Annotated in this window: 14 protein-coding genes and 2 tRNA genes; 7 read left to right on the top strand and 9 right to left on the bottom strand. The window is 56.9% G+C overall.

The features are described 5' to 3' along the window. The first annotated feature begins 47 nt into the window (after positions 1-47). Positions 48-251 carry a DUF2116 family Zn-ribbon domain-containing protein gene (locus VGK23_00995; GenBank protein ID HEY3419113.1) on the top strand — a complete coding sequence of 68 codons (204 nt, stop codon included), beginning with the start codon at positions 48-50 and terminating at the stop codon, positions 249-251. Next, positions 248-1,213, top strand: coding sequence for an inosine/xanthosine triphosphatase (gene yjjX, locus VGK23_00990; GenBank protein HEY3419112.1), 966 nt, complete (start codon positions 248-250; stop codon positions 1,211-1,213). Before VGK23_00995 ends, yjjX begins: the two co-directional genes overlap by 4 nt. Here yjjX and VGK23_00985 read toward each other — a convergent pair whose 3' ends face one another. Continuing rightward, a complete protein-coding gene (locus VGK23_00985) occupies positions 1,214-2,077 on the bottom strand; it encodes a PIG-L deacetylase family protein (GenBank protein HEY3419111.1) in 864 nt (287 codons plus the stop codon). Positions 2,078-2,465: 388 nt separating this feature from the next. Here VGK23_00985 and VGK23_00980 point away from each other — a divergent pair, with 388 nt between their 5' ends. Then, positions 2,466-2,981 (top strand): hypothetical protein, encoded by a 516-nt coding sequence (locus tag VGK23_00980; GenBank protein ID HEY3419110.1) that lies wholly within the window; start codon positions 2,466-2,468, stop codon positions 2,979-2,981. Between the two features lie 224 nt (positions 2,982-3,205). On the opposite strand, the gene VGK23_00975 is transcribed toward VGK23_00980, so the two are convergent. After that, positions 3,206-3,460: a hypothetical protein gene (locus VGK23_00975; GenBank protein HEY3419109.1), complete on the bottom strand. Its 255-nt coding sequence runs from the start codon at positions 3,458-3,460 to the stop codon at positions 3,206-3,208. A gap of 168 nt (positions 3,461-3,628) precedes the next feature. On the opposite strand from VGK23_00975, the gene VGK23_00970 reads away from it, so the two are divergent. Then, the gene (locus tag VGK23_00970; protein ID HEY3419108.1) at positions 3,629-5,110 is read left to right on the top strand and encodes a glutamate synthase-related protein; all 1,482 of its coding nucleotides are present in this window, start codon (positions 3,629-3,631) and stop codon (positions 5,108-5,110) included. A 45-nt stretch (positions 5,111-5,155) separates the two neighbouring features. Here the strand turns inward: VGK23_00970 and VGK23_00965 are convergent, their stop codons facing one another. The 7 genes from VGK23_00965 to hmgA form a co-directional block, all read right to left on the bottom strand. Beyond that, a complete protein-coding gene (locus VGK23_00965) occupies positions 5,156-6,124 on the bottom strand; it encodes an NAD(P)-dependent alcohol dehydrogenase (protein ID HEY3419107.1) in 969 nt (322 codons plus the stop codon). A gap of 27 nt (positions 6,125-6,151) precedes the next feature. After that, complete coding sequence (locus VGK23_00960; protein HEY3419106.1) at positions 6,152-6,535, bottom strand: hypothetical protein; 384 nt, start codon at positions 6,533-6,535, stop codon at positions 6,152-6,154. A gap of 4 nt (positions 6,536-6,539) precedes the next feature. Then, the gene (locus tag VGK23_00955) at positions 6,540-6,890 is read right to left on the bottom strand and encodes a hypothetical protein (protein ID HEY3419105.1); all 351 of its coding nucleotides are present in this window, start codon (positions 6,888-6,890) and stop codon (positions 6,540-6,542) included. Positions 6,891-7,207: 317 nt separating this feature from the next. After that, a tRNA-Ser gene (locus tag VGK23_00950) sits at positions 7,208-7,294 on the bottom strand. A 40-nt stretch (positions 7,295-7,334) separates the two neighbouring features. After that, positions 7,335-8,990: a phenylalanine--tRNA ligase subunit beta gene (gene pheT / locus VGK23_00945; GenBank protein HEY3419104.1), complete on the bottom strand. Its 1,656-nt coding sequence runs from the start codon at positions 8,988-8,990 to the stop codon at positions 7,335-7,337. Positions 8,991-9,076: 86 nt separating this feature from the next. Further along, complete coding sequence (locus tag VGK23_00940) at positions 9,077-9,592, bottom strand: hypothetical protein (protein ID HEY3419103.1); 516 nt, start codon at positions 9,590-9,592, stop codon at positions 9,077-9,079. 127 nt (positions 9,593-9,719) lie between these two features. After that, the gene (gene hmgA, locus VGK23_00935; protein ID HEY3419102.1) at positions 9,720-10,868 is read right to left on the bottom strand and encodes a hydroxymethylglutaryl-CoA reductase (NADPH); all 1,149 of its coding nucleotides are present in this window, start codon (positions 10,866-10,868) and stop codon (positions 9,720-9,722) included. A 138-nt stretch (positions 10,869-11,006) separates the two neighbouring features. On the opposite strand from hmgA, the gene VGK23_00930 reads away from it, so the two are divergent. The 3 genes from VGK23_00930 to VGK23_00920 all read left to right on the top strand — a co-directional run bounded on the left by VGK23_00930 (position 11,007) and on the right by VGK23_00920 (position 11,860). Continuing rightward, entirely contained in the window at positions 11,007-11,291 is a 285-nt protein-coding gene (locus VGK23_00930; GenBank protein ID HEY3419101.1) for a zinc ribbon domain-containing protein, read from the top strand. A gap of 86 nt (positions 11,292-11,377) precedes the next feature. Further along, a tRNA-Ile gene (locus VGK23_00925) sits at positions 11,378-11,452 on the top strand. Positions 11,453-11,632: 180 nt separating this feature from the next. Further along, entirely contained in the window at positions 11,633-11,860 is a 228-nt protein-coding gene (locus tag VGK23_00920) for a hypothetical protein (GenBank protein HEY3419100.1), read from the top strand. The last annotated feature ends 464 nt before the right edge of the window (positions 11,861-12,324 follow it).

Genomic DNA, 12,324 nt, shown 5'->3' with positions numbered 1-12,324 from the left:
GGATTTGATTGGCAAAGTTCTTTTAAGGGCCTGACATTACAAATCCGATGCAATTCAAGGACAAGATCGCCCAACACAAACACTGCCGTGAGTGCGGCAAGGCATTCGTGGGCGACGACCGCTTCTGCTCCGAGGAATGTGGCAGCTCCAACAAGGGCGTCATGCAGAAGAAAAAGAAGCAGCTGATGATGCTCTACGTGGTCAGTTTCGTGGTCCTGATAATTGCGATGATCGTTGTGGGATTGCAATGAAGGTCGCTATCGGCGGAACGTTCAGTGTGCTGCACAAGGGGCACCGGGCCCTGCTCGACAAGGCCTTCGAGGTAGGGGACGAGGTGGCCATCGGCCTCATGTCCGACGAGTACGCCGCCAGGCACAAGATCCGGATGACCCCGATGCTGGACAGGCGTTCGTCGGTCATCGACTATGCCGAGACCAAGGGCAAGCCCTATGCCGTGCATATCATCGATTCATCGATGGGCGAGGCCGCCCGGGACGGCACCCTGGATGCCATAGTGGTCTCGCCGGAGACCATCGGCAACGTGGCCATCATCAACGCAGAGAGGGAGCGCCGGGGACTGAAGCGCCTAATGATCGTCCAGATCGGCCATGTCCTGGCGGACGACTGGTGCCCGATCAGTTCCACCCGGGTGCTGGACGGCGAGGTGGACCTCGAGGGGCATCTGAACCGGCCCCTGGTGGTGCATGTCGGCTCGGTCAACCCGGTCAAGATGGAGGCGGTCAGGAACATCTTCTCCCATTTCTTCCCGGAGCTGGAGATCGAAGGCTCCGTCACCCACACGTCCGTTCCGGACGAGCCTTGGGAGGATGACGTCAAGCGGGGGGCGAAGGAACGCGCCTGGCAGGTCATGCAGAACGCCGACATCGGCGTGGGGATCGAGGCCGGACTTTTCCGCCGCGAGGACGGGATCTACGACGTCCAATACTGCGCCATCCTGGACAAGATGGGTCGTTACACCTTCGGCACAGGTCCGGGTTTCCGCTATCCGTCCATGATCGAATCTGAACTTCTGAAGGGGTTGACCGTGGGCGACGTTTTCGCGGAGAAGATCGTGGGCGAGAGCATCGGCCGGAAGGGAGGCGCCATCGGATTCCTCACCAACGGGGTCATGAAGCGTCAGGAACTGACCGAGTCGGCGGTCCTCGCGGCCATGGTGCCGCGGATCAAGAAAGAGCTGTACTTCGAGAGCTGATCACAGATCCCTCGCATAGCAGTTCGATGGGTCATTTGCCGAAAGCTGTGCGTCATATCGATCGGTATCGACGGTCACCTTGCCGTCGACATAACCGTACGCTCTGTACTGCCAGGCCATGATGACAAAGTCCTCCCGGTTCTGCCTGAGGAACGGTTCGTAATGCCGGTCTCCCTGCACCGATGACAGGCGGAAGGAACACCCCTCCGTCGACCCATTCCTGCTGTTGTCCATCTCGCATCTCAAGCCACATGAACTGATGGCGGCCAGTTTGTCCTCCATGACATCTGAGATATCGATCAGGTTATTGGGAAAGAGGCCGCCCCACACGTCATAGGAGTAGAGAGTGAGACGTCTGTCATACTCCATGAGCGCGCTGGCGGCCAACAATCCGGTCATCATGTTGTCTGGATGCAGGTCATGGACGGACGGGATGAAGGCGATGTCCGGCGAATAGCATTCAATGACCTGGAGCAGGAGGCGCTTGATCTGTATTCCGCAACTGATCTCCAGGCCAGGGAATCCCAGGCATTCCGATTCATAACATCTTAACAAAGCGAGAGAATCTGCGGCGTCCTTCTTCTTCTCCATCGGCCCCGGTCCAGATGAGGGGCCGTCCCCGTTCCCGTAGGAGGGATCGGTCATGTAAAGGACCTTAACGTGGGCTCCGCGTTTTCCCAGCTTGCACATGGTGCCACCACATCCGATGATCGGGTCCTCGAGGTGGGGGGCAAGGACAAGGATGCGCGAGTTGGAGTTAACTTCAGGTTCTTCGATAGGCGTATTCTCCGGAACAGGTAATGGCCTCACCGGGTACAGGTGACCTGGAACGTCTCCCTGCCGTGTTTCAGGTCTCGTTCGCATTGCTCCTTACCTCCCGAGATCGGACTAAAGAGTTAGGAAGTGCTGTCATTCCATTGGTCGGGTCGCATTCCCCTCAGGGACCCTTACCTTCTGTTCGGTCCCCAGACTCGATGTTCAGGTGATGATGACTTAACACCCAATTGGCCAGCGGCCCTTACGATGGGAATACTAAATCCGACATTTGAATAATATAATACGCAATTACATATTTGTTATCTGCACGGTATGCGTTCATTATGCATGATATGTGTTAACATGCGTATGGTCTAAAATCCAAACGTGTGAGATATTTATTATACATAAAAATATGCTATAAATATTGAGGTGGCGGCCTTTGAAGAACAATCGGATATCCACAACAATATCTGCTAAACACTGGGGGATCCTCTTGAAGCTCGCAGATAAATATGGCACCCAACAAAAGGCCTTGGAGTTCGCGATAGAGAATCTCGAGGATCATTCCAAAGCAGTGCCCAAGCTGTCCCCGGAAGAGGATGCATTTGTCCGGGTGGGCACCGAGATCGATTCGATGTGCCTGCTACCCAAGGAAGCTCTGAAGATCCTATTGACCACCGCGAATCTAGAGAAGGTCAGGGCCTATATAGATGAACAGACCCCTTTGGAATGGACGTTCGAGTACTTCTACCAGAAACCATTGAAGGATTTCAGTCTGAAAGAGATCGTTGAAGGGGTCATATTCTTCGGCAAGATGGCATACTGGTTCGATACCGCGATTTACTCAGATGAAGGCGATCACTATTCGATGAAGATATCGCACAGCCTGGGCATTAACGGCTCCAAGGTGCACGAGATGCTTATTGAAAGTACGTTCAAGAAATACGGTGCCAAGACCATCAGTACGATCTCGGAACGAAGCATCTTTATCAAGGTCTTCAAGAAATAAAGCGCGATGAAATTCCTGTTCGATAGAATTCTTATAGTTAGCCGAATGGGCCTGGATCCTTCGACCTGCGCGTCAATAAAGGCTGGTGCTTTCGCACAAGGTCCCTGGAACGGTGAGGGTCGCCCCGGCAAGACCGTTCCATAGGCACTGGCATCGGATACGAATTAGAGATCCGGCAATTGTCCAGGCATCTTTCTCTGTGCGCCGACAGAAATTCTAGCAGCTCATTCTGCCCTGGTGTTGGACCTTGCCATCGAAACGAAGTAATCCTGAGCGGAGGCGCAGTTCTCCTTGCCCGCGCAGAAGAACCGTCTGTATTTTGCGCAGTAGAGCCCATACCAGTGCTCCTTGGAGCAATCGTCGCGGTATGTTTGGCGGTTGGTGACATCGGCATGCCTGCAGGATTCCTCGCCTACGCATGCGGCAGAATTGATCTTCCCATGGGCGCAGCGGTCGCCCTTATAACGGTATTTGCACAACGGCCTATTCCCATCCGTTCCGAGCTGGCGAACATTCCTATTTTCAGAATATAAATCTGTCTAAATGAAAATGTCAAAATGATAATAAGGAACTGTGCTGACATCGGAAAATATAAGCGGTCGCGGTTCAAGATAACTGCCTCATCCAGGACGTAAGGAAGGATGACCATGCCCAAATACCGCTGCAACGTCTGTCATGTGTTCGAGTATGAGGTGGACAGGGGCGATTCCCCTACCGGCATCAAGCCCGGCACGTACCCCCAGGACTTCCCCGACACCTGGAGGTGCCATATCTGCGATTCCGACAAGTCCCATCTGAAACTGGTCGAGGAAAGGACCCCTTCCCAGCTGCAGGAGATGGTGACCTGTCCGCACTGCGGCAAGGTGCACACGCTCAAGGTGATGCTGGAGGAAGAGGAGATCGGCGGTTACCTGGCCCGCTGGGCACGCAGGAGCGACGAGACCGAGCCGCGAATGGCGGATATCCACCGGATCACCACCTCCGCCGAAACCATACTGGAACCGATGCGGACGAAGTCAACGGTGATCTCCTGGGACGACATCCTGGTGCTGGGAGCACAGCTGGCAAAGATCCCTTTCAACCATATCGACCCGGTCAGCACCACCACGGTCATCGGTCCGAACGCCAAGCAACCGATGGTCATCGACACGCCGATCATGGTCAGCCACATGTCCTTCGGTGCGCTGTCCCGGGAGTGCAAGGTCGCATTGGCCAAGGGCAGCGCGGCGGTCGGCACGGCGATCGGTTCCGGCGAGGGCGGGCTGATCGACGACGAGTTCAACAACGCCCACCGTTACATATTCGAATATGTCCCGAACAAGTACTGCGTCACCGAGGAGAACCTGAAACGCTCGCACGCCATCGAGATCAAGATCGGCCAGTCGGTGAAGCCGGGCATGGGCGGGCACCTGCCGGCGGAAAAGGTGACGAAGGAGATCGCGGAGATCAGGGGCAAGCCGGAAGGAGTGGACATCATCAGTCCGTCGAGCTTTCCGGAGATCAGGGACCGGGTCGGTCTGAAGAAGGTCGTGGACATGCTGAAGGACGTCTCCGGCGGCCGGCCGGTGGGCATAAAGATGGCGGCTGGCCGCATCGAGGATGACCTGGCGGTGGCGCTGTACGCAGAACCGGACTTCATCACGATGGACGGCAGGCCGGGTTCGACCGGGGCCGCTCCCAAGTTCGTCAAGGACTCCGCGTCCGTACCGACGCCGCTGGCGTTGTACCGGGCCAGGAAATTCCTGGACCAGGAGGGGGCGGACCATGTCTCCCTGGTCATAACCGGCGGCCTGCGGGTCTCATCGGACTTCGCCAAGGCGCTGGCCATGGGGGCAGACGCCGTCGCCATAGGCACCGCGGCCATCATGGCGGTGGGCTGCCAGCAATACCGGATATGCGACACCGGTCGCTGTCCGGTGGGCGTGACCACCCAGGACCCGAACCTGCGCGCCAGGCTGATCGTCGACATATCCGCCCGGAAGGTCGAGCACTTCCTGCGGGTCTCGAACGAGGAACTGAAGGACTTCGCCAGGATGACCGGCAATGACGACGTGCACAAACTGAGCGTAGAGGACCTGGCGACGACCAACTCGGAGATCTCCGGGTACACGAACGTCCGGCACGCATGACGGCCAACAGGGATGAGCGATCAGGCGAGGTCCTGCCGATCGTTCTCATAGTTGAATGACCACATTTCCCTTCTTGTGGCCCTTTTCCACGTAGCGGTGGGCCTCGGCGATCTGGTCGAGACCGTAGGTTCTATCGATGACCGGCCGGATCTTTCCCGCCTCACAAAGCCCTTTGAGGAAGAGAAGGTCGACGGCCTTCTCGCTGGCGGACCGCAAACCGGTGGCCATGAATTTCGCTTTCTTGCGATCGGCGCCCGAAGGCACCAACCTGCGTAGCATGACGGACGGTGAGGGGAAGGTGGTCAGGTAGATGCCCCCTTCTCTCAGAGAGCCTTTGCATCGCGAAAAAGAGCTGTTTGCCACGACGTCAAAGATGATGTCGAAGGTCTCACCGGTCTTGGTGAAGTCACTCTCGGTGTAGTCGATGACCTCATCGGCACCGATGGACCTCACCAATTCTAGGTTCGTCGTACTGCATACCCCGGTCACTTCCGCCCCGAAATGCTTGGCAAGCTGCACCGCCATGGTTCCCACCGATCCGGAGGCGCCGTTGATAAGGACCTTGTGACCGCTGTGGATTTTCCCTCCGTCTCTCAGGAAAGGCAAGGCCGTCAGGCCCCCATCGGAGACCGAGGCCGCTCCGGCGTGACTGAGACTGGCCGGCATGACCGCCAACGCCCCGCTTTCGGCCAGACATTTGTATTCGGCCTGGGCGCCAAAACCGGCTCCGGTCGATCCGAAGACCCGGTCACCTATCCTGAACGCGTTGACATCCTTGCCCACTGCCTCGACGTCCCCGGTAAGCACATCCCCCGGGATGTTCTTGGGCCTGAGGAGGCCGGTGAAGAACCTGGACACAAATGGCCTGCCCTTCCGGAAGGCAACGTCCGATGGCGTTACCGTTGTGGCGCGCACCCTTATCAGCACCTCATTGGACTTTGGGACGGGCTTCTGAACTTCCGCGATATGAATGACCTCGGGTGGCCCATATTTCGTACATAACACCGCTTTCATGTTCTCACCTTCCAGTCCGATCGATGTTCAACTCTTGGTCTTGACCTCGGAGACCATGGCGCACTTGGTCAGCACCTGGAACCTGGTGAGCGACGGCGGGATCAGCACCTTGGTGCAGTTCTTGATGGACATGACGCTCCGGTCGAACAGGTCCCAATCGATATCATCGGCGAACTCCAGCATCTTGATGTTCTGGAACATGACCGGCCCCTTGAGCGATTCCAGGTCCTTTCTGGAAACGGTGAGCGAGGCAAGGTTCCCGATGCGGTAGTTGGTGGTGCTGATGTCCTCGACCAGCGCCCGCATCACGATGGTGGTCAGCTCCCCTATGGACAGGTCCCGTTTCTTGGCCTCGGCGGTGAACTTGGCGTAAACGTCGTCGTCTATACCTCGTATCGTTACATCGGTCACATGATCACCTCTTCAGCTTCGACAGGTCCTTCCTGGTGGCTAACGCCGCGGTGATGAAGAACCCGCCGACGAACATGGCCATGATCGGGAAGACCGCGTACCACGGCACCGCATAGCCGATTATGGCCAGGAACCAGATCGCGCCGAACAGGAAAAGCAGCGAGCCGATGACCGAGCCGAACCATCTCACCGCCCGGCCTTCCGCCGGCGGCAGTTGGACCATAGGCACGTAGGTGTCGATCGGGTCGGTCGTTCCCTCCGCTCCTTTCGCCAGCAGCTGTCGGCGAACGTTCTCCTTGAAGTTCTCGTCATGCCCTATGTCGTTCGGATTCGAAGTATTTGTTGAGTCTGTCATGCAATCACCATTGCACCATATCAACAAATGCACCATGTTGTATTAATATTTTGTCAAATGGTCCAAACAGCCGGCCCGAAGAATTGATTCGGAGATGGGATTCATAAACAATAGAATCCAAACTGGGCCAGGAGCTATTCGATTTGAGTAAACAGGTCGAGAAATCCATAGGATAAAATGCCTATATAGGCAATGATTCCTATGTTTAATGTTGATGTCCTAGTGGTCTTGATTATGGCTCGTTGATGTCCTATGGCCCTGAGGAGAAATCGCTCTTTTCCATCCGGTTGGCTTTGTTTGAATGAAGTAAAAGTAGGCGCCGAGGGGGAGATTCGAACTCCCGAGGTACAGGGTACCACCAGCTCTCAAGGCTGGCGCCGTAATCCGGGCTTAGCTACCTCGGCTTGGATTGCCGGAACAGATGTTTGGTTAAGACGTTTGCGCTCAGAATATCTTTCCGACCTTGCCCTCGACCAGGACATCGAGGTTCACCTCGAACGAGATGACCGGGTATCCGAGCTCGAAAGCGGTGATCACTTCCGGGTGCAATTCGCCGAACGAACCGATGCACTGGCCGTTGACGATGACGGACGCCCCCCGTCCCGGGATGTACATACCGGACTCGAGCGGCTCCAGGTCGAACTTGACCGAGAGATCGCGCATCACGCCCTCGACCACCGACTTCATCTCGGTGAAGCCGGCCTTGGAGTGGATGGCCATGACCGCCAGGTTCTTGCGGCGTTTCACGTCCACAATGTCGCCCACCTCGAATATCCTTTGGGGCAGGTCCCGGTGCTTGCTTTTGCGTAGAACGGCCAGCAGCGATGGCGTCAGACGCAGCCGCAGGCAGGTGTGGTCCTCGCTGACCGGGTTCAGCACTTCGACCACCTCCTGCTCGTGCACCCGCATGTGCTGGAACTGGTCCTCCTTCGACGTCAGCGTCAGCGTCGTCGCCTCCCAGAACCCGTACCCGACCATGAGCTGGCGGACGAGATCCGCCGCCCTCTCGATGGGCCGCTCGGAACCGACGGTCTGTGTTTTGGGAAGCACTTTGCCGAAGTTCTCGTAACCGTGGCCGATGGCGATGTCCTCGATCACGTCGTGCGGATGTATCAGGTCCATGCGGACGGCGGACGAATGAACGTTCAATTTCTTGCCCTTGCCTTCGGCGGAATAGCCCATCCGGGCCAGGCACTTGGCCATGCCATCGGAGTCCAGCTCCAGGCCGAGCCATTTGTTGGCGGCGGCGATGTCGATCTTCCACAGGCCCGGTTCCAGCTTCGGCGTGACGTCCTTCTTCCGGCCCTGGACGATGGTGACCGTCTCGATATCCCCTCCCCTCTCGGCGATGGACGTGGTCACGATGTTCAGAACGCCGCTGATAGTGATGTAATCCATCCCGGTGACGTCGATGAAGATGTTCTTCGTATCCGTCGTCACCGTCGTCAGCCTTCCGTTGATGATGGGCGGGAACGAGAGCACGTCCCCGTTTGCGTCGAGGATAACTGGGTAGAGCGGCTTGCCTTCCAGGATGGACTTGTATGCGACGCCCTTCTCATGCTTCTCCAGCACCTCCCGCATGGTCATCGGCTCGTCCTTTGCCAGCGGGACGAACGATACACTGTCCGGTTCCGCGCCCTTGTAGACGAACGGGGGCGAGACCTTGTCCAGATCATGGACGCCGATCGCCACCTTCACACGTTTCCGGCCGACGGTCAGATGAAGCTTTTCCTGCAGCTCCATCAGCGAACGGATGATCTGGTCGGTCATGACCACGTTCTTGATGACGGCCGCGACGACGTAGGGACGCACCTCGCTGACCGTCTCCTCCACCTTCATCACGATGCCAGAATCCTTGGTCGGATAGACGTGAAGACCGGGAACGATGTCCATGAACGCACGCAGCGAACGTGCAACACCTTCAACCGAGTACAGGTCCGGCCGGTTCGGGAAGAACTCGATCGACGTATCGCCGGTGGCGGCGTCGAACTCGTGCAGGTCCGCTCCGATCATGGGGATGCGTTCCAGCACGACCGAGCTGGGAACGTCCTTGCCCAGCAGACCGACCAGGTCGTTGAAGTTGAAGTTGATTACTGGCATGGTGGCAGACGATGATTATGAGACTATTTGATTGTTTTTCCGTTCTGCCGTTCGCTCATGCCATATGCCCCTGATGACCTGGCCGGTCAGCAAACGAAAACGTTCCAGCACAGCTCGTTGCGCAACCGCTGGTCGTCGAGCACCAGCTCGCGGACCTCATCCGGAAGTTGGGATCGCTGCCAACGGCACTCCAGACGGCCAGCCTCGTCGCTCTCGTTCTCCTTGGCCGCTGACCGCGCCGCCTTGATCGCATACGCCGCAGCACCCAGATCGTGAGCTGCCACATGGCCCACCGCCCCGGCCTGACCGGCGGCATGAGCTGCCTCCTTCGCAGCCCCGGACACCTCTCTTGCAGCCGCGTTCGCTGCAAAGGCGGCCTGGCGAGCTTCGGTCCAACTGACATCGCCCCTGGCCCATGCCCGTGCCATCTCGATAGCATGTCGCGGGCGGTCATCGCCGGGCCGTTCCTGCTCGAACAAGTACAGTACGTGCTCGGCACAATCGGCCGCCCACACCGCAAGAAGGTGGTGATCGCTGTCCTGCAAGCTTCCACCACGACGCACGGTGACAAGTCTCAGGTCCCTCTCCTTGCTCAAGATCATCTGTTTGCCCATACCCTCGCCTATTTGATGGTCTGACGGTAATGAGTTTCATCAACGTAGTTCAGCTTCAATGGTAGGGATCTGAACCCGAAGGTAATGTTCTGTTCTTTTATTTCGAGCAGCTCTTTCAGCGTCCCAGCGCCTTGTGCGCCTTGCCCAGCTCGCCGGCGGACTGCGCCGCCAACGTCGACAGTTCCCCCGCCAGGACGACCGCTCCGACGATCTCCGCCAGCTTTTTGGACTTGCCCAGGCCGACGCAGTCGATCATGGAGAGCGCCTCGTTCTGGCACGGAAGACGGGTTCCTCCACCAACGGTGCCGACCTCGACGCACGGTATCCGCACGGAGAGGTACAGCCCGTCCTCGACGATTTCCGCCGTCGTCATGCCCATGCTGCCCTCCACGACCTGCGCCGGGTCCTGGCCGGTGGCCAGGTAGATCGCCGCGATCATGTTCGCCATGTGCGCGTTGAATCCATACGATAGCGCCATCGCCGACCCGACCAGGTTCTTGCGGAAGCAGGTCTCGGCCGCCTTCTCCGCCGTCGTGTGGAGCTTCTCCTCCAGAACGATCTTCGGAATCGTTACATCGGCCAGCACGACCTTGCCGCGGCCTTCGATATAGTCAATGGCAGCCGGTTTCTTGTCGGTGCACATGTTGCCCGAGACGGAGACGAGGGTCGCTCCGGTCTTCTCCTCTATGAAACGGGACGCCGCCTCCGTAGCGATCGTCGCCATGTTCATGCCCATGGCGTCGCCGGTGTCATACGAGAAACGGAGAAAGAGGCTCTTGCCCGAAGCGAAAGCCCGGATCTTCAAAAGCTTGCCGTGCTTGGTGGTGCTTTCCGCCACGTTCTTGATATCGTCGAAATGATCGTCTACCCAGCACGATACCTCGGCACAGTGCTTGACGCCCTCGGTCCGGAAGACCGGAGCACGGGTCATCTCGTCCTTGACGATGACGACGTCAGCTCCGCCGGATTGTGATATGACGCTGCAGCCGCGAGAAACGGACGCAAGCAACGCCCCTTCGGTCGTCGCCATGGGGACGAGGAACTCGCCCTTGGCGTAACCGCCGTTGATAAGGATTGGACCAACGAATCCCAGCGGTATCTGGACGCATCCGATCATGTTCTCGATGTTCTTCTCCGCCACGATCGGGTCGAACGAGCAGTGCGAGACGGCGTTCAGTTTGGTCCCGGTGAACTCCTCCGCTGCTTGACGGCGTTCATCGACGTCCTGCTTGGTCTTGCCCCTGTTCTTCAGACCGCCAGACATGTTGATCGTTTCAGGTATTGAGGTTCGGGATATAGTTGTTGTCCATTGTTCGGGACGGAACGACAAGCCCACATTCCTTTACTGTTCGCTCAATGGACAGGGAGGGCCTTAAATAGCGCAGATTCCCTTGATTCGGTCATGGAGCAGGAAGTTCGTTGTCAAAGCTGCGGGATGCTGATGGGAAGCGGGATCTTTGGCACTCTTGCGAACGGCAAGGAGACCCAGGAGTATTGCAGTTTCTGCTTCCAGAACGGCAAGTACACCAACCCGGACGCGACCATGAAAGGGATGATCGATAACTCGGTGAGGATCATGGTCAAGAAGATGGCGATACCGGAGGACCGGGCGAGGGAGATCGCCAACGAGACGATACCTCAACTCAAGCGTTGGTCGACACCAGGCACCGTGCACGAGAAGGTCTGAAGACGTGGTTTTCGGTATCCATTTAGGCCCAGGACAGAGAAAGCTTTAAAATAGCCCTTGGTATTCCCTGAACTCAACCAGAAAAAGGGCCCATAGCTTAGTCTGGTTGGAGCGTCCGGCTGATAACCGGAAGGTCGGGAGTTCAAATCTCCTTGGGCCCACTACATCTATCTGGCTCGCACCCGAATTTACAAAAGGCTTTGTAACGAGGCCAAGGGTGCGGCCCTTCTCGAATCTTACCGAAGTTGGGGTGTTGAGCAACGGAAACTGTCCGAGGCACAGGCCAAGGGCATACTGATTCCGATACGTAGCGCAGCCTCCGTCGCCGCGGCGGTGAAGTTGTGACCTCTACACCTTGTGGTCACTGCGGTTTCTTTGGACTGCCCTATCAGTGTTTCCTGAAGATGATTTTCCTACCTCAGGACTGGGTAAGGAACGGAAAGGACTGCGAGGAATACCGAGAATGCTCCGAAATATTCTGGATTGAGGAGGTCGGCGGCTCCCGGGCATCGCACATGCTGTACGACGAACCTGACCGGTTCATGGAGTGGAACCTCTTCGGGAAGTAAGATCGCCGATACCACACAGGCCAAATCGTTAACATCCAGCTGGACGACCGGCCAGTTATTTGTTACCGCCAAACGCAATGCACCGACGAACGAGAACGATGCGGAGTTTGAGAAAAGAATAACTGGAGGGAGTTTCGGAGAGTCGGGCATCGCCAGAGATGCTTAAAGGGTTGAAAATTTGACCGGAAATGATTCTGTCTTTCCCTCGAATATTGTTCCAGTTCTTTGATTCCCCATGCTCCACCCAGTTTTGAATGAGGTTTTAGGTATATATGGAATGTTGCGCGAATCTGAAAATTGTGTCAGATGGTATGAATCAACCTGCAACTCTTCCCGGGAATCTCAATCGGAAAACCTATGAATCAGTGAAGATTTGTGAGATTATCGAACCTTCAGAATATTAACAGTTCATTCATGTGAGTGAAACCGAGTTGTTTTAATAATGAGAATTATAGGGCGCAGAT

The organism is Methanomassiliicoccales archaeon, assembly GCA_036504055.1.
Taxonomy (GTDB): Archaea; Thermoplasmatota; Thermoplasmata; order Methanomassiliicoccales; family UBA472; genus DASXVU01.
This window is presented reverse-complemented; position numbering and strand designations above follow the sequence as displayed.

What these genes read in the sequence shown, in the direction of transcription:
- VGK23_00995 (HEY3419113.1), top strand. Translation starts at nt 48, where the DNA reads ATGCAATTCAAGGACAAGATCGCCCAACACAAACACTGCCGTGAGTGC.
- yjjX (HEY3419112.1), top strand. Translation starts at nt 248, where the DNA reads ATGAAGGTCGCTATCGGCGGAACGTTCAGTGTGCTGCACAAGGGGCAC.
- VGK23_00985 (HEY3419111.1), bottom strand. Translation starts at nt 2,077, where the DNA reads ATGCGAACGAGACCTGAAACACGGCAGGGAGACGTTCCAGGTCACCTG.
- VGK23_00970 (HEY3419108.1), top strand. Translation starts at nt 3,629, where the DNA reads ATGCCCAAATACCGCTGCAACGTCTGTCATGTGTTCGAGTATGAGGTG.
- VGK23_00965 (HEY3419107.1), bottom strand. Translation starts at nt 6,124, where the DNA reads ATGAAAGCGGTGTTATGTACGAAATATGGGCCACCCGAGGTCATTCAT.
- VGK23_00955 (HEY3419105.1), bottom strand. Translation starts at nt 6,890, where the DNA reads ATGACAGACTCAACAAATACTTCGAATCCGAACGACATAGGGCATGAC.
- pheT (HEY3419104.1), bottom strand. Translation starts at nt 8,990, where the DNA reads ATGCCAGTAATCAACTTCAACTTCAACGACCTGGTCGGTCTGCTGGGC.
- VGK23_00940 (HEY3419103.1), bottom strand. Translation starts at nt 9,592, where the DNA reads ATGATCTTGAGCAAGGAGAGGGACCTGAGACTTGTCACCGTGCGTCGT.
- hmgA (HEY3419102.1), bottom strand. Translation starts at nt 10,868, where the DNA reads ATGTCTGGCGGTCTGAAGAACAGGGGCAAGACCAAGCAGGACGTCGAT.
- VGK23_00930 (HEY3419101.1), top strand. Translation starts at nt 11,007, where the DNA reads ATGGAGCAGGAAGTTCGTTGTCAAAGCTGCGGGATGCTGATGGGAAGC.